The sequence below is a fragment of the Microlunatus sp. GCM10028923 genome, assembly GCF_042666975.1.
Lineage (GTDB): Bacteria > Actinomycetota > Actinomycetes > Propionibacteriales > Propionibacteriaceae > Microlunatus.
The window spans coordinates 207,326-223,247 of the sequence record NZ_JBHTFF010000005.1; the positions used below are offsets into that span (position 1 = coordinate 207,326).

General features: G+C 66.5%; 17 protein-coding genes and 1 tRNA gene. 6 read left to right on the forward strand and 12 right to left on the reverse strand.

All coding sequences use genetic code 11. The annotated features are described in order from the left end of the window. Window positions 1-10: 10 nt before the first annotated feature. On the forward strand, window positions 11-1,288 hold the full coding sequence (locus ACFQU4_RS14140; RefSeq protein WP_377492842.1) for a class I SAM-dependent methyltransferase: 1,278 nt from the start codon (window positions 11-13) through the stop codon (window positions 1,286-1,288). After that, window positions 1,278-2,252 (forward strand): aminoglycoside phosphotransferase family protein, encoded by a 975-nt coding sequence (locus tag ACFQU4_RS14145; RefSeq protein WP_377492844.1) that lies wholly within the window; start codon window positions 1,278-1,280, stop codon window positions 2,250-2,252. The genes ACFQU4_RS14140 and ACFQU4_RS14145 overlap by 11 nt, the downstream gene beginning before the upstream one ends. 29 nt (window positions 2,253-2,281) lie before the next feature. On the opposite strand, the gene ACFQU4_RS14150 is transcribed toward ACFQU4_RS14145, so the two are convergent. Further along, window positions 2,282-2,938, reverse strand: a complete 657-nt coding sequence (locus ACFQU4_RS14150; RefSeq protein WP_377492846.1) for an HAD family hydrolase — start codon at window positions 2,936-2,938, stop codon at window positions 2,282-2,284. A 33-nt stretch (window positions 2,939-2,971) separates the two neighbouring features. Here ACFQU4_RS14150 and ACFQU4_RS14155 point away from each other — a divergent pair, with 33 nt between their 5' ends. Next, the gene (locus ACFQU4_RS14155) at window positions 2,972-3,217 is read left to right on the forward strand and encodes a hypothetical protein (protein ID WP_377492848.1); all 246 of its coding nucleotides are present in this window, start codon (window positions 2,972-2,974) and stop codon (window positions 3,215-3,217) included. Window positions 3,218-3,778: 561 nt separating this feature from the next. On the opposite strand, the gene ACFQU4_RS14160 is transcribed toward ACFQU4_RS14155, so the two are convergent. The 5 genes from ACFQU4_RS14160 to ACFQU4_RS14180 all read right to left on the reverse strand — a co-directional run bounded on the left by ACFQU4_RS14160 (window position 3,779) and on the right by ACFQU4_RS14180 (window position 7,570). Continuing rightward, on the reverse strand, window positions 3,779-4,222 hold the full coding sequence (locus ACFQU4_RS14160; protein ID WP_377492850.1) for a hypothetical protein: 444 nt from the start codon (window positions 4,220-4,222) through the stop codon (window positions 3,779-3,781). Between the two features lie 62 nt (window positions 4,223-4,284). Continuing rightward, window positions 4,285-4,764: a hypothetical protein gene (locus tag ACFQU4_RS14165; protein ID WP_377492852.1), complete on the reverse strand. Its 480-nt coding sequence runs from the start codon at window positions 4,762-4,764 to the stop codon at window positions 4,285-4,287. Further along, window positions 4,761-6,068 carry a sensor histidine kinase gene (locus ACFQU4_RS14170; RefSeq protein WP_377492853.1) on the reverse strand — a complete coding sequence of 436 codons (1,308 nt, stop codon included), beginning with the start codon at window positions 6,066-6,068 and terminating at the stop codon, window positions 4,761-4,763. Before ACFQU4_RS14170 ends, ACFQU4_RS14165 begins: the two co-directional genes overlap by 4 nt. Next, the gene (locus tag ACFQU4_RS14175; protein ID WP_377492854.1) at window positions 6,058-6,732 is read right to left on the reverse strand and encodes a response regulator transcription factor; all 675 of its coding nucleotides are present in this window, start codon (window positions 6,730-6,732) and stop codon (window positions 6,058-6,060) included. The genes ACFQU4_RS14170 and ACFQU4_RS14175 overlap by 11 nt, the downstream gene beginning before the upstream one ends. 244 nt (window positions 6,733-6,976) lie before the next feature. Beyond that, the gene (locus tag ACFQU4_RS14180; protein ID WP_377492856.1) at window positions 6,977-7,570 is read right to left on the reverse strand and encodes a TetR family transcriptional regulator; all 594 of its coding nucleotides are present in this window, start codon (window positions 7,568-7,570) and stop codon (window positions 6,977-6,979) included. A gap of 96 nt (window positions 7,571-7,666) precedes the next feature. Here ACFQU4_RS14180 and ACFQU4_RS14185 point away from each other — a divergent pair, with 96 nt between their 5' ends. Then, entirely contained in the window at window positions 7,667-9,055 is a 1,389-nt protein-coding gene (locus tag ACFQU4_RS14185; RefSeq protein WP_377492858.1) for an FAD-dependent monooxygenase, read from the forward strand. A 100-nt stretch (window positions 9,056-9,155) separates the two neighbouring features. Here ACFQU4_RS14185 and ACFQU4_RS14190 read toward each other — a convergent pair whose 3' ends face one another. From ACFQU4_RS14190 to ACFQU4_RS14205, 4 genes are all read right to left on the reverse strand, one after another. Beyond that, window positions 9,156-9,863, reverse strand: a complete 708-nt coding sequence (locus ACFQU4_RS14190; protein WP_377492860.1) for a DUF1707 domain-containing protein — start codon at window positions 9,861-9,863, stop codon at window positions 9,156-9,158. A 104-nt stretch (window positions 9,864-9,967) separates the two neighbouring features. Further along, a complete protein-coding gene (locus tag ACFQU4_RS14195) occupies window positions 9,968-11,593 on the reverse strand; it encodes an alpha/beta fold hydrolase (RefSeq protein WP_377492862.1) in 1,626 nt (541 codons plus the stop codon). A gap of 263 nt (window positions 11,594-11,856) precedes the next feature. Continuing rightward, entirely contained in the window at window positions 11,857-12,255 is a 399-nt protein-coding gene (locus tag ACFQU4_RS14200) for a VOC family protein (protein ID WP_377492864.1), read from the reverse strand. Window positions 12,256-12,390: 135 nt separating this feature from the next. Continuing rightward, entirely contained in the window at window positions 12,391-12,864 is a 474-nt protein-coding gene (locus tag ACFQU4_RS14205) for a hypothetical protein (protein WP_377492866.1), read from the reverse strand. Between the two features lie 403 nt (window positions 12,865-13,267). On the opposite strand from ACFQU4_RS14205, the gene ACFQU4_RS14210 reads away from it, so the two are divergent. After that, window positions 13,268-13,633: a YciI family protein gene (locus ACFQU4_RS14210; protein ID WP_377492868.1), complete on the forward strand. Its 366-nt coding sequence runs from the start codon at window positions 13,268-13,270 to the stop codon at window positions 13,631-13,633. Between the two features lie 79 nt (window positions 13,634-13,712). Here ACFQU4_RS14210 and ACFQU4_RS14215 read toward each other — a convergent pair whose 3' ends face one another. Then, window positions 13,713-14,189: a hypothetical protein gene (locus tag ACFQU4_RS14215; protein WP_377492870.1), complete on the reverse strand. Its 477-nt coding sequence runs from the start codon at window positions 14,187-14,189 to the stop codon at window positions 13,713-13,715. A gap of 256 nt (window positions 14,190-14,445) precedes the next feature. Between ACFQU4_RS14215 and ACFQU4_RS14220 the strand changes: the two genes are divergently transcribed. Continuing rightward, a complete protein-coding gene (locus tag ACFQU4_RS14220; RefSeq protein ID WP_377492872.1) occupies window positions 14,446-15,522 on the forward strand; it encodes a hypothetical protein in 1,077 nt (358 codons plus the stop codon). A gap of 82 nt (window positions 15,523-15,604) precedes the next feature. Here ACFQU4_RS14220 and ACFQU4_RS14225 read toward each other — a convergent pair. Beyond that, a tRNA-OTHER gene (locus ACFQU4_RS14225) sits at window positions 15,605-15,680 on the reverse strand. Between the last annotated feature and the right edge of the window lie 242 nt (window positions 15,681-15,922).

Sequence of the window (15,922 nt, forward strand, 5' to 3'; positions counted from 1 at the left end):
GGTGGTGGCCATGGCTGAGGAGTCGCCAGCCTTGGTCGAGGCGCTTGAACGCGTACGCTCGTCAATCCTCACTCCGACCCGGCTCCGTCGAGCCGTTGCTGCCGGCCGACGGCGCGGTGAGAGTGTTCCGTGGCGACGTGCGGAGCTTCGCTACGTCGAGTTGAAGTCCGGACGATCACTCCAGCTGACCACTTACGACGACAGCCGCGCAACAGTCCAGAACGCACCCGCCCGTTCAGCGCAGGCCGCGGACCTGGTGGACCGCATCCTCGGTCTGCCCTTTGCCCACTGGCGGGTCGAGACCACCGATTCGGTCCTGCAGGTACGGGTGACGAAGAAGGGGCGGGCGATGGTCCACGTGCAGACCCTTGATCAGCCTCTGTCGGTGGATCACTCCCACGACCGCCAGAAGCCGCGGATGTTGACTCCTGATCATCCCGTGCTGCGAGCCGTCGGCATCACCGACCGGGAGGGGCGGGTGAAACCGAGCCGGCAGGCCAAGTACCGGCAGGTCGATGAGTTCCTCCGCCTCCTCGCATCGGCCGTCGACAGCGCGCTTGCGTCCGGGCGAATACCGCGACCGACCGTCGCCCGGCCGCTGCGGATCGTTGATCTGGGGTGCGGAAACGCCTACCTCACCTTCGCGGCGATCGCTTACCTGCTTGACGTCCGGCGCGAGCCGGCCCGCATGGTCGGAGTCGATCTCCGACCCCAAGCCCGGCACCGGAACAGCGACCTGGCGACGGCGACCGGTCTGGCCGATCACCTGACGTTCCAGGAGTCCGCCATCGCGACAGCCGAACTGACTGAGCCGCCCGACGTGGTGCTCTCGCTGCATGCCTGCGACACGGCTACCGATCAGTCGTTGGCCCGGGCGATCCAGTGGCGTACGCCGGTCGTGCTGGCGGCGCCGTGCTGCCATCACGATCTTCAGACCCAGCTCAGCCGAGTCCGTACCCCTGCTCCTTATGGATTGCTGGCCAGCGACGGGATCCTCCGCGAACGATTCGCCGACGTCCTCACTGACGCCTTCCGGGCCGCGATCCTGCGGCTCCATGGCTATCGGGTGGACGCGGTCCAGTTCGTCGAAAGTCACCACACGCCGCGCAACACCCTGTTACGCGCCATCAGAACCAACGCCCCTCCATCGCGGTCCCTGCAACGGGACTACGCCAACCTCACCGAGGCGTGGGGAGTTGAGCCGGCGCTCGCCCGAATGCTCGCCGAGTCGTCGCAAACGACTGCCGAGGCCAGCAATGATGAGAGGGCCCGCCACCATGTCTCATGATCATGAAACGCCGCTGATGCCCAACCCGGCGGCTCCCCGAGTGGCCCTTCACGACAACGAGATCCCCATCGACGAGAACGGTGTTCGGTCGTTGCTGGCGGAACAGTGTCCGCAGTGGGCAGACCTGCCGTTGTCGCTGGCAGGAGCCGGCACGGATAACCACATGTACCGGCTCGGCGATGATCTTGTGGTGCGGCTTCCCCGCACAGCAGAGAAGGCGCGTTCGTTGCAGAAGGAGCATCAGTGGCTGCCACGTCTGGCGCCACTGCTCACCTACGAGGTTCCTGAGCCGGTCTACGCCGGCGTACCGTCCGGAGACTTCCCCCTCGACTGGTCGGTCTTCCGCTGGATCTACGGTGAGGTGGCAGGCCCGGACACCGTCACGGACTGGGCCGGCCTCGGCACCGGGCTTGCGGAATTCGTACGGGAACTGCACGGCGCCGGCCTGATGGGTGCCGCGAGGGGCGACCTCAGCTCGAGCCAGGCCCGCCGCCCCCAGGGAGCCCGGCGGCACGGTCACATCGTCGAGCAGGTCCAACAGAACTTCGACAACTGCAGAATGATCATGGGATCGGAACTCGACCTCGACGCCCTGGAACAACTATGGCTGGCATCGCTATCGCTGCCGGAGCCTTCCGGACCTCACGTGTGGCGGCACAATGACCTCAAGCCCGCCAATCTCCTGGTCCGAGCCGGAAAGCTGCACGCCGTCATCGACTTCGGCGGCGGCCTCTCCGTCGGCTTTCCAGAATCAGAACACGATTCCCTCTGGCAGAGTCCACCCGAGACACGACAGGCCTACCGGGAGGCTCTTGAGATCGACGACCTGACCTGGATGCGCGTCCGTGCCCGCGTGATAGCCGGCAGCCTCGTCGGAATCCAGTACTACCGGCACAGCTGGCCCGCCGTCGCCGCCCGCTGCCAAGCGCTGCTCGAAGAAGTCCTTGCTGAGTCCACCGCATAGGTTGTTGGCCCGACTCATACACCGGCGGGTCAAAGCAGCAGATGCGCGATGTCGGCGCGCAGGCGCCCGGGGTCGGTGTGGTGGTAGGCGGATCCGCCCCAGGCGCGGAAGATCTGGCAGGTGTCGGCGCAGTCGTCGATGAGGACGGCGTCGGCCGGGGTCAGGCCGTAGCGCTCCAGGGTCGGGCCGAAGAATCGCTCCGGTGACTCCTTCTTCAACGCCCCGACCGACGAGGAGACGATCAACTCGTCAATGCGCAGGTCGCTCGTGAGCGCCCGTGGAGTGGCGCGGACAAAGCAGTCCATGTTGTCGGTGGCGACGGCGAGGAACGCGCGGTCGCGCAAGGCGCGGACGATGTCGGCCATGGCAGGATTGATCTTCGCGTCGCGGCAGTCGCGCAAGAGCTCTCGCAGGAGATAGTCGTCCTGGTATCCGTTTGGCAGGTTGAGATTCAGGGATGCGATGGCCTGTTCGTCGGTGACGTGGCCGCGCATCCAAGCACGGACGAATTCCTTACGACCACGGAACAGATCTTCCACCGCCGCGTTCAAGGGTCCCGCGAGAGGATGATCTCTGTCGCCGAGGATCGAGTCCCAGAACTGGGCGGTGGACAGAGTGTTGTACCAGTCGAAGAACACGAAGATCGGGGGCACGCTCTGACCTGTGGTCTCGGATGGCTTCGTCATTCTGTCGGGTTACGGGTCTGGCGTGGCCGGTGAGTGTACGAGCATCTGATTCGCATTCCAGATCTCGAGCGCCTTGCGCCGGCGTCTGATCTCGGCCACGATCCGCTGTCGCCGAACAGACAGGATCGCTACTTCGCGGATCGCCATGTTCCGGGTCCGGTTCCGTCCGCTGCCGTCGGGCATGCTGACGGTGCGGATCGCCTCGTCGACCTGGCGGAGCTGGGTCTCAAGATCGCCGAGCGAACATCCGGACAGGTCGGAGTCCGCGTCACCAACTGACATCCCTGATCCGCCCCTGCCTCTGTCCGCTCCGACACCGAAACTGCGGCAGCATCTTAGCCACGGGTGAGCAACGATCTCGTCACCACAGGTGGCACGGCATTTCAGCAGTCCTTGATCATGCTCGGCGTACTCGAACCGACCACGCTCCAGCCGACCAGTAGTCACCTCCGATGACGCTGATCTAGGGACCTTCGACCCGGTGTCGATCGGGGGCGCGGCGCCTATCGTGAAAGTGCGACAGCAGCTCTCCCGAGTCTGTACGCAGAACCGGGAGTCCCTCGAAGACTCCCGGTTCACCCATGACGTTGAAGGGCCGCACCCGCCAGTGCGGCCCTTCAACCGTCTCCAACTCCGACCGACGGCGGTCTGGTGCCTTTCGGCCCTACCTGCCCCGGCTGACGACCGGCAAGATCAGTCGAGAGGGGCTCACACCCGCCGAACCTGCGCAGGTGGGTCACCCTTAGGACGCCCTGCGGGGGGACCATGTCATCGGGGGAATGGTCTCGCGTCCGCCCCACACCCCGACCTACGGGGGACCGGGCCGATCGCGTGTCCGGATCAAGCCGGATCGAAGGCCCGACTGGCCAATTCCAGCCCTGCCTCCACCGTCCCCACGGTCAGTCCCGCCATCAGGTGCGGCCGGCGCACGCCGCGCCGTTTCAACTCCTGCAGCAGGACCCGGTGCCCCACGGTCGTCACCGCTGCGACACCCACGCTGATCAACAGACCGCGCTCGATCCTGCGGCGGGAGACGCGGAACCTCGGCTCATCCAGGACAGCGCGCACCGCGTCGGGACCGTCCTCACGAGCAGACCGCAGGGCAGCCACGTATTCGGGCTCTCGGTCCGTGCTCGATCCGCACCGGGTCTGATGGAGACCCAGCCCGAAGGCTCCGACAAGTTCAACGGCGCCGACGGCCCACCGAGCCCGCCGGCCGCCGAGATCACGCCTCACGCCGTCCAGAATCCGCAGGCCGAACCGCCCGCCGACCTGGATGATCATGGTCAGCCGAGAAGGTGGAACAACCGGCGCCTGCTTACCGCCGTCGACACTCATCTTCAAGATCACCACCTGGTTCCCTTGGGCCGTTCCGAATCGGCCCTCCGCAGCCGATCCTCGTCCTGCAACAGATCCCGCAGCTGGAACGCCTGGAGGAGCAGCCGGGAAAGTTCCCGCGGTGCCGCGGTCAGCGGGTTGTCCCGTTGCGCGGCCGCACTGACGTCGACGCCCAACTCGGTCACCGGATTTGTCCCCGCGTCGAGCGCCTCCTGGAGATCGAAATCCACCGCCTCGACCTCGCTGGCGAGCTTCCGGACCGCGCGCTGGGCCTGAGCCAACTGATCGCGGTAGGTGCCGCGGGCGAGAGCGATCAGCCCGTCCCGGTCGGGTAGCCCGGTCGAGTCGAGATGGTACGAGCCGGCATGCGGAATCGCATCCGGCAGCGCACCGACGCGGACCAGCGCGTGGATCAGTTGGCGACTGACCTGGAGCTGCTTGGCGTACCTGGTCGCCGAAATGGTCGACAGGTTCTGAGCCGCAGTCATCGTTCGGCCGACCCCCTTCTCGCTCGGGTTTCCGCTGCGGTCGCAACGGGAGCTCTCGACGCCTCACCGGCGGTTCCGGCAGGCCGTGATCGAGATCCGGCCTCGGCGCCGGACCCGGTCGCACGGTCGACGGTGGATGGCTGGTCGACCGGCATGGACCAAGGGAGTCGTACCTCGGCCACGACCCCGCCACCTGGCGCCGGGCGCAGGTTGAATTCGCCACGATTCGCCTGGACAAGGTTGCGGGTGATGGCGAGACCGAGACCGTGGCCGTCGCCGCCGACCCGGGTCCGGGTGAAGGGGTCGGCCAGCGTGTCAAGATCATCTTGGGTCAGGGTGTGACCGGTGTTGGTCACCGTCAGAACGGCCCAATCGTCCTGACGGGTGGTGGCCAGCTGGACGCGCCCACCCTGGACGTTGTGCTGAATGGCATTGCTCAGCAGGTTGGTGATGATCATGTGGACGAGCTGCTGGTCGGCGTAGCAGTCGATGTCGTTGAAGACGTAGCTGAGGTCGATCTGGCGGCGAACCGCCGTGGCACGAGTCTCGATCAAGACGTCCTGGCTGATCTGATCAAGGCTGATCAACTCGGGTTCGACCCGCGCATTCTCGGAGTCGGCAAGATCAAGGAGCGCTTCGACCAGGTGGATGGAACGGTTGTTGGTGGTACGCAATCGGTCGATCAAGAGCCGGAACTCCGCCGGGGTCGGCGGCGGCACCGATTCGTCGGCAGCGAGATCCAGGATGGCCTTGGTCGTGGCCAAGGGCGTCCGAAGCTCATGGGAGGCATTCACGGCGAAGCGTCTGTGGCTCTCGAACTGCTGATCAAGTCGACCGAGCATCTGGTTGAACGTCACTGCGAGGCGGGTCAACTGGTCCGGCGGACCGGTGACGGCGAGCCGATGGCGCAACTGCCCGCGCGCCGCCCGCCGGGCCGCGTCGTCCAGGTCGGACAACGGAGCCAGGGCTCGGCCGGCAACGATCCAACTCACGATGAACGAGGCGATCACCAGGACCAACACCACGCCTCCGGACACCAGCCACAGCGTGCGGAACAGGGCATCCGGTGTCGCGACACTGATCGTCCTTCCACGAGTGAGCCTGGTGACCGGAATCGACTCGTTGTTTTCGATCACGCGCGGAACAGCGAACATGTACGTCGGCAGCTGCTGCATCAGCACGTTGATACCGACCACCGCGACCACGCCGACGAGGGTCGCCAGCAACCCCGTCGTGATGGCGAGCCGCATCCGTACCGTGGGCCGAACGAACCGACGAAGCAGCCGGCGCAGTCTAGGCAGCATGATCGCCCTCCAGGATCCGGTAGCCGACGCCGGACACGGTGCCGATGATCGGTGGATCGCCGAGCTTCCGGCGAATCATGGAGATCGTGATCCTGATCGCGTTGGTGAACGGATCCGCGTGCTCGTCCCAGGCCTTCTCCAGCATCGTCTCCGCGCTGACCACGCCACCTCGAGCCTCGACCAGGAGCGCCAGCACGGCGAACTCCTTCTTGGTGAGCCGCACGAACTGGTCGCCGCGGAACACCTCGTGCCGGTACGGGTTCACGGTCAGACCCCCGTACGTCATCACCGGGTCCCGGCTGTCCGGATTGCGCCGGGCCAGGGCACGGAGCCGAACCACGAGTTCGGGCATGTCGAACGGTTTGCTGAGGTAGTCGTCGGCCCCCAGCTCGAAACCTGCGACCTTCTCGTCCAAGCGCCGCGCCGCCGTCAGCATGATGATCCGGACCTCCGGATACAGCCCGACCACCCGCCGGCACACCTCATCGCCATGCAGACCCGGCAAGTCACGATCCAAGATCACGACGTCGTAGTCGTAGATGCTGAGGTTCTCCAACGCCCGGAATCCGTCGTGTATGATGTCTGCCGCGATCGCCGCCCGACGCAGACCCTCATGGATGGCGTCGGCGAGCAGCACTTCGTCCTCGACGATCAGCACCCTCATCGCATCCACCTGACCTGTCTGCCCGTCCGGCTGGATCCGACCGAACGTTGATGCCCCCGCCTGCCAAGCCGCGCGGACCGGCAGCCCGGCCCCGTTCCCCCGAGGACGAGGCCACCCGCAGGTTGGCTGCCGGCCAGCCGATCGGATTCAACCGGCGCGACCAGTAAACCGACGGACTTGTACGGAAAACGTATGGAAGCCGGCCTCGGCTGATGGCCCGCCGCGAGGCCGTACCCACGGATCCTCACGACCGGCCCCCGCCCGTCGCCTCGGCGGGCGCCGTCAGATAGCGCTGCAGGGTGTCGCCGAGCCACGTGATCAGTTCCGCGCGTGGCATGTCGGCCACCGGTGGCAGGCCGAGCACGTACCGGCACAGGGCGGTGCCCAGGATCTGGCTCGCCACCAGACCGACCCGAGCGGTCGCCGAGTCCGGGTCCGGCGCAACCCGTGCGGCGAGGGCGGACAGCTCGGAGGTGAAGATCACCTGGTAGAGCCGGTCCCGTGCCGCCGGGTAGCCGACGGCGGCGTGCAACAGCGCGGTGAAGGTCTCGTCGCCTTCCCAGCGGTCCAGGAAGTGTTCGGCGAGCCGGCGCCCGATGGTGTCGACGTCCGCGCCGGACAGGTCCGGCAGGCGCAGATCGAAGTCGGCCGCGGCAGCGAAGAGCCCGTCCTTGTTGCCGAAGTAGCGCATCACCAGCGCAGGGTCGACGCCGGCGTCCGCCGCCACCGCGCGGATCGTCGTCTTCTGGTAGCCGTCGGCGGCGAACCGGTCCCGCGCTGCCGCCTTGATCAGGGCCTGAGTAGCGGCGGAGTTTCGGGGGCGCGTGGCGGACGTCATACCGGAAGCCTATGTCTACAACTGTTGATAACGGCCGGATCGGCCCTACCCTGGGTCATGTCAACAGTTGTTGACTTCCCTCAGGGAGGAGTTGCCATGACAGCAGCAACAGCGGACGTCATCGTGGTCGGCGCGGGGCCGGCGGGCCTGATGGTGGCCGGTGACCTGGCCGAGGCGGGCGTCGAGGTCGTGCTGATGGAGCGCCGCGCACCCGCGCAGTCGAACCTGACCCGGGCCTTCGTCGTGGCGCCCCGCACGCTGGAACAGTTCGACGCCCGTGGCATCGCCGATGACCTGGTGACGACCGGAAGCAAGCTGACCGAGATGCGGCTCTACGGTCGATTGCGGGTCGACTTCTCGAACCTTCCCAGTCGGTACCCCTACGAGTTGCTCACCCCGCAGTTCCGGACCGAGGCCGTCCTGCAGGCGAGGGCCGTACGGGCAGGTGTGCGGTTCCAGTGGCAGACCGAAGTCACCGGGCTGAGTCAGGACGAGGACGGGGTGGAGCTCCACACCACGGAGGGACCATGGCGGGCCCGGTACGTCGTCGGTGCCGACGGAGTCCGCTCCTCGGTGCGGCGGGCGCTCAGACTGCCGTTCCCGGGCGAAGTCGTGCTGCAGTCGATGATCTTGGCCGACGTGCAGTTCACTGATCATCCGGACGCGGAGATGCGCGCCGACGCCAACCGGGACGGCTTCGTCTTTCACGTACCGTTCGGCGACGGCTGGTACCGGCTGATGGTGTGGAACCGGAACAACGAACAGCCGGCGCACGCCCCGGTCGCCCTGGACGAGGTCCGGGGCATGCTGCACTCGATGTACGGAACGGACTTCGGGATGACCGAAGCCCGCTGGACCTCCCGCTTCCAATGCGACGAGCGCCAGGTCGCCCAATACCGAGTCGGCCGGGTGTTCCTGGCCGGCGATGCGGCGCACACGCACACACCGTCCGGCGGGCAGGGCATGAACACCAGCCTGCAGGACGCGGCCAACCTCGGCTGGCGACTCGCGGCCGCAATCCATGATCACGGACCCGCTCACGTCCTCGACGACTATCACCGGGAACGGCATCCGGTCGGCCGTCAGGTGATCGCCAGCAGCGGCGCCATGATGCGCGTGGCCAAGACCGGTTCACCGATCATCCGCGCCCTGCGGACTGCAAGAATCGGTGGCATCTCCATGCACCGTGCCGCACCGCAGCACGTCGCCGACGGACTGTCCGGAATCGGCTTCGACTACCCCGCACCCGCCGGCGCGGACTCTCGGATCGGCAATCGAGTTCCCGATCTCGAACTGGAGGACGGCAGCAGACTCTACGAAGCGCTGCGAGGCGGCCGTTTCGTGATGATCAAGGGAAGTGGCGGCAACGGCGACGCGGCGGCCGGCTTCGGCTGGCGCGGCCCGGTCACCGAGGTCGCCACCGCGCAACGGCCCGAAGCCGATCTCCTGATCCGTCCCGACGGCCACCTGGCCTGGGCGAGCTGACCATGATCACGTGCCGCACCCTTCCCACGAACCGGGCAACACGATGATCAACAACGCCGCCCGCCAAGATCACGGCGGTGCGCCGTCCCCGGTATCCGGGTCAACGAGGCTGGTTGGCAGCAGCCTCGGCGAGCGCTTCCGCGGAGTCTCGGACGGCCGCCTCCAGCTCGAGAGCCAGCTTGTCGAGGGCCGCTGTGTCGGGCTTGCCGCCGGCCGCCTCGATCAACGCCTCGGCCCTGGCTCGAGCCCGGGCGACCTCGGCCAGCCGGCTCCCCTTCTGCACCCGCGCCAGCAGTTCCTTCGACGGCTCGTACCCCTCGATCTCGCTGCCGGCTGACTGGAGCTGGTCAGCGTAGGACTCCAACCGGATCTGGGCTGCCGACCGCTCCGGGCAGTTCCGGTCGGGGTCCTCGCTGCCCGTCGCCTCACAGAAGAAGTACGGAGCCGCCGCCTCGGTCGTCGCCGGCGCGGAGCTGGTGGCCACCACGACCACGCCGACCCCGGCGACCACCGCCGCCACCACCCCCGCAACGGCGTACAACGTCCGCCGTCCGCGACCACCGCCCACGGCTTTGACCGGGACCGCGGCCGGGCTTTCGGCTGGCGGAGCCAGGTCCGCCGTCAGCGCGGACAGCGCGCTCGGCGTCTTCGCCTGCAGCGCCAGCCCGACCCGGTCGTCGAGGTCGACCTGGGTCAGCCGGCCCAGCGCGTACTGCCGCTGGATCTGTTCGATGCACGCCTCGCGCACGGCTTCGATCATGGGCTCGAGTTCCGTCGCCGCAGCCGGCTTCGGTCGCTGATCGGGCATGCCCGCCTCCTCCGTCGACATCGGGGAAGGGATGTCGGCTTCAGTGTGCCCCAGCGTGACCCCCTCGATCCGTTGCCGCGCCGGACGGACGGAGGCCAGGCAGGTCAGCCGATGGGGCCCTCGAACGCGTACACCTGGTCATCGTGCGGCAGTGGCTTGGGCTCGCAGACCGACTCCGACACGTACCCTCCGTCGCGCAGGAACCGGTCCCCGATCTCTTCGACACAAGGGGAATAGCCCTCACTCCAGAGTGCGTGGGCGCCGTTGTCGTTGAGGCTGATCAAGATGGTGGACGTGCGGTTCAACTCATGGGCATTCCGCGCACCTTCGTACGGCGTTGCCGGATCACCCTCGGACTGCACCATCAGGATCGGCTCCGGTCCGGAGAGCTCGATCGTGCGGGGCGTCGGCTCGTACTCCCAGAACGCGCAGGCCTCGGCGGCGTTGACGTACCCCACAAAGGGATACTCGGCTCCGTCTTGATCAGCTCGGGAGGTGTAGTAGCTCGGGAGATCGTTCCACTGCGAGTCGTTGCACTGGATGGCGATCGAGGCGTCAGCCAGGTCCACCTCGGTGGTCAGTTCGGTGTCGGGTGCCTTCTTCGCGGCATCGACCAGATCCTGGGCGGACGGCTCGGCGCCCTGATCCTCATCGATGGCGGCCGCACCTTCAACGGCAACCTTCTGGTGGTACTGCATGGCCTCGGCCACCTCGGGGAACTTGTCCCCGTACAGGCCGCCCGAGACTGCATCATCGAAGGACTCCGGCCGCATCACGGCCTCACCGGCGGCCGACCGCTCGGCGATCTTGGACCGGATCTCGTCATAGGACCGGGCCACGTCCTCGACGGTCTTGCCGAACTTGTACGTCTCGTGGTGTCGGGCCAACCAGGGAAAGAACATCCCATCGCGCCGCCGCTGGAACGCCCAACCGTCGCCGGCGACCACGGAGTCCCAATCACCGGTCCAGTCCATGTTCGAGTCCAGCATGAACCGACCGACCCGGTAAGGGAACGTATCCGCATACCAGGCACCGAGCCAGGTGCCATAGGAGAATCCCACGTAGTTCAGGACCTCCGCCTTGAAGTAGGCGCGCAGGAAGTCGAGGTCGTACACGGTCTGCTGGGTGCTGACGAACTCGGCGTACTCGACGTCACCGCAAGCGCTGGCCACCAACTGGGCCAGATCGGTCTCGGCCTGCCAGGTCTGATCGTTGCGGACCTTGTGGTCCGGGACGGAGGTCAGTTCGGCCAGCCGGCCGTTGGTCGCCTGGCACGACAACGGCGTACTCTCCCCCACCCCGCGCGGGTCGAAGCCCACCAGCTCGAAGCGCTCGAACAGCCAGGGCTTGCCCTTCGCCATCTCGGCGGGCAGCTTCACTCCGGCGATGTTCGGGCCGCCCGGGTTCGCGGTCAGGAGCCCGCTCGATGATTCGGAGGTCGGCAGGCTGCGCGAAATCGAGAGCTCGATGTCCGGATGATGGTTGGGATTGTTCCAGTCCATCGGCACCTTGATCATCGCGCACTTGATCTCCGGTGCCTTATCGAAGGACTCCTTGATCTCACCGTTCCAGTCGCAGGTCTTCCAGGTGACTTCTTGATCAAGGTAGCGCTGTGGGATCTCGGGTGTCTGAGCTTCCTCGGCCTGTGCCGCGGGCGCACCGCTCAGCACGGAGATGATCAACGCGGCCGCGGCCAGGGCCGAGACAGCAAGACGGGGACGAAGACGCATGGACGACCTTCCGCAATGATCTGTGAGTCCCCGAGTCGACGCTTCGACCGACCCTATCCGGGCCTCTCTCGCGCCAACAACTCCGGTGGCAGGTGGAGCGACGAAGGCCGGCGATCAACTCGTAGGTGATCAAGGCAGTGCGCTCCCCTCCCGAGACCTGCCACCGATGTCGCCGTGGCACGGCCTTCGCTGGTGATCACGTATTGCAGTCGGATCTGCACGCCGCACTCAGCGCGAGTTCGATCCCAGGACCAGGCAAGGGATCAGCCGGCGGGTGCGAAATCGCCGGACCGCCACGGCATCTCCTGCAGCACCCACGTGTTGCCGTCCGGATCGGCGAAGGGGACGAAGAGCATCCCGCCGGGGTGCTCGTCGACCTCCCCGAGCTCGACGCCCCGCGCCGCCAACTCGGTCCGGGCCGCGCGCGCATCGGCAACGACGAGATGCAAGGCGCGGAGCGAGCCCGGCACCTGGTCGGCAAGGTCCGGCAGGCCCGAGCACAAGGTGATCGAACAGGCAGAGCCCGGCGGGGTGAGCTGCACCACCCGGATCCCCGGCTTCGGTTCGACATCCACATCAACGGCGAACTCGAGCAGTTCGGTGTAGAACGCCTTCGCCCGGTCGATGTCGGCGACCGGAACCGGCACCAGTTCAAACTTCATCTCGATCATGGTCTGTCTCCCTCACTGTTGGTTGTCAGGTGAGACTGGCGCAGCCGGCCGTACTCATCGGCCTTGCGCGCCTGAGGTCAGCAGCCAAGTGATCAAGCGGACCTTCTCACCGGAACCCGATCCGGCCTACAGGGCCGTTGACACGATGAAGGCCAGGACGCCGATGAAGACGATCAACAGGATCGCCAGCAGCGCCAGGAAGACGATCCGGAAGACTCTGGCTCCGCCGCTCTTGGGACTGCCTTCGGCCTTGACCCTGGCCCCGGTGGTGAGGTTGCGCAGTTCGACGACTTCGATCCGTCCTGACCTGTCCGGCCGATCAGGGACTTCGACCTGATCACCCTCGTGGACGCTGCCGGCGATCGACAGGCCACGCAGCATGACCTCGACCAGCGACTCGTCTGGTCGACGGAGGCGAAAAGTGAGCGTGGTCGACCCGGACCGGCCGGTCGAATCGCCGATGCCGACCTGGCCGGGCTGGGTCACCACCGACACCGACTCGGCGCGGCCGACCAGTGGTCTGGCTGGCCCAGCTGCGGAGTGGGCCGGCTCGGGCAACCGGCCGCCGTCGTGGTTGGGAAACTCCGTCGACTCGGTCATGAGATGACTCCTGGTGGTCGCAGCCTGATCGAACAGCCTTCGAACCCTAGCTTCCGGGCGTGCGAAACGGCCGCTTCTGTACGGGCCCGCGATCCTGCGAGATCCAGGATTACTTGAATTCAGGCCTTGGCGACGCGACACGGTCCGGATCGTCAACCCCGGCAGCACCTAGCGCCGAGGTACGGAGCGAACAAGATCACGAACCGACCTGACGCGCTGACCCCGGCGGCTACGGCGCCGTGCCGACCAGTAGCTGCCTACGGGGCAGTCGCCTGGTGGAGTGCCGTCGAAACGCCAACTGATGGCACCGGGACCCGAACGCCTCGCACTGACGTATGATCCACCGACTGATAACACCGTTATGCCATGGGCCTGACACCGATCGCCAACAAAGGAGACCGACATGACCCAATACTTCCTAAGCCTTCCGCACGACTCCGAAGAAGAGCCGACGATGGCCGACATCGACCCCGCGGAGCTGCAGGAGCTGTTCGCCGCGGTCGGTGCGTTCAACACCGCGCTCGAGGAGGCGGGAGCGTTCGTGACCGCCGGCGGCCTGCAGCCGCCCTCGACCGCAACGACCGTTGACTGCTCCGGGGACAGCCCCGTCCTCACGCCGGGCCCGTTCGTCGAGGCGAAGGAGTACCTCGGTGGGTTCTGGATCATCGAGGCCGAGAACGACGACGCCGCGATCGAGTGGACCAAGCAGGCCTCGCGGGCGTTGCGCAGCCGGGTCGAGGTGCGGGCCCTCCAGGAAGCACCGGCCTGAGTTCACGTACGGCAAGCCCTACAGCGCCTGATTCAGGGGCCGGTGGGTGGCACCGTGCAAGCCGGGCGGCCGGCTCGGGTCAGGAGTCCGGCGTGGCGGGTGAGTAGACGAACAGCTGGTTCGCACGCCAGGCCTCGAGTGCCGCTTGCCGGCTCCTGATCTCGGCCGCGATCCGGCGCCGGCGAACCGACAGGATCGCCACCTCGCGCATCGCCATGTTCCTGGTCCGGTTCCGACCGGCACCGTCGGGCATGCTGACCGTGCGGATCAACTCGTCGACCTGGGTGAGCTGAGTCTCCAGCTCACCCATGGAACAGCCGGACAGGTCGGAGTCTTCGTCACCAGACTGCCCTGTCCGCTCTTCCGTCCGAACAACACCGGGGGTCACGCGTGCCGGAACCGCCGCGAGCCCCTCATCCACGATCACGTCCTGGACCGCCTCGGCAAGATCCTCCCAATGCCGCACCCAGTCGTATCGTCCAGCCGCACGGGCCTGCTCAGCCGCACGCAGCACCTCGGCGCGCAACTCGTATAGACTCGACGCCGCTGCCCTCATCCTGGCTGCCTCCCCCACGTTCACCAGGTGCATTCCCATCGCCCGTGACAGACCCCGCAGCAATCCGCACGCACCAGGATGCCCGACCAACCACCTGTCGTGTCAACCGGTACCAACGGTCACCGAGACTCGTCAACCCCGACATCGTCGATCCGTACCGGCCGATTGCCGCGGCCGCCGGGTACCGCCCGGCGGTGCAGACGCCTACCGTGACCCGCATGGAAAACCGCGACCGGCGTGATGGCGGCGGGTGTGCATGAGTGCTCCACGGCCGCCGACCGGATACCTGCTGCCGCCGAAAAGGCATGCCACCGCGGCGATCATCCTCAACCTTCTCGGCATCGCCGCCATGCTCTGGATGCTTTACGAGGCGATCGGGATCGAGCACATCTTCGACTACCAGGGACTCTCGAACGACGACGCCGAAGCGAAGGCAGCGCGCGACATGGCCGAGTTGGTGTGGGACCCCGCCGGGCTCGCCGCGACGACGTTCATCCTCGTGGTGTCCATCGTGATCCACCTGATCGCACGGCACCTCGCCAAGCCGGGTCGGAGCACCACCACCAAGGTGACCATGATCATCTCCGTCGTGTTCTACACGCTCTCGTTCTTCAGGATCTCCATGGTGATCCCCTTGTTGTTCTCTGCCGTGGGAAGCGTGAGCGCAACAGCACAGAACGAGCCGGACACGCGCATCCCGAGCGCGCAGGAACTGAAGATCGAAGAATCCCGGCTCGTGGTGTATCACGACACCAACGGCACCCGCGTGACGACCGTGCTCACGAATGCGACCGACGAGCACTGGCAGTCCGCGACCATCAAGATCACCGTCCTTGCTGCCGATGGTGCGGCCTGCACAGAGGGCAAGGTGGAAGAGGAGTGGCTCGCACCAGGAGAGCGCAGGGAGGTCGTGACCTCGTTCCTCGACCCGACAGACGATTTCTCCGACCCCTCGTGCGTACCTGAGAACGTCAAGGTGTCCCGGGTACGTGTCGATGTGGACTCTCGAAAGGAGATCGATCCCTTCGAGTACACGAGCAGCGCGGCTGAACCCGTGTTCACGTCCCTCTCGCCCGTCGAGGAGACCGAGAGCCATTCGAGCGAGGTGAAGGTGTCCGTAGCAGGGATTCTCGCCCCCGAGTCCATGAAGCTTCGCGACCGCACCGGGTCACTGCCAAGAAGGTTCGAGATCGCTGACGCACAAGGACGTCGACTGGCTTGGTGCTTCGAGCCTGGCAAAGTCGCGGAAGACGGCAGCTTCACCACCGACGAATATCTCCGCCGGGTTGACCCTGGCAAGTTCGTCAAGGCGATCACGGTCCCGGAATGCTAGGGCGGGCAGCCACGATCGGGCTTCTGGTCGGCGAGCTGGTCGAGCACGAAGGTCAGAATCGGCCGCTTCCAGTGATGTCGGTGGGCGCGTGGGACTCGAACCCACAGCCCGCGGATTGCAAGCGCGCAGCAATCCGCTGACACCCGTGTTTCTGAGCCTCAACAGATACCGCCAGTCCGCCGGAGGACGGTCCCGCGGCCGCACGTTGACACCAGTTGACTCCACGCACTTGTCAGCTTGAGCCTTCGAGAGGTTGTGCAACAGACACGATCTGGTTCCCGGCGGACGGCTTCTGCGGCAAGGGCAGGCATCCGTGCGGGCTGACGCTCTCCGGCTGGCGGACCTGATCGGAGGGCTGTGCGGGTTGTGCGGTTCGGCTCGCTGGCATGACGGCGGCCGT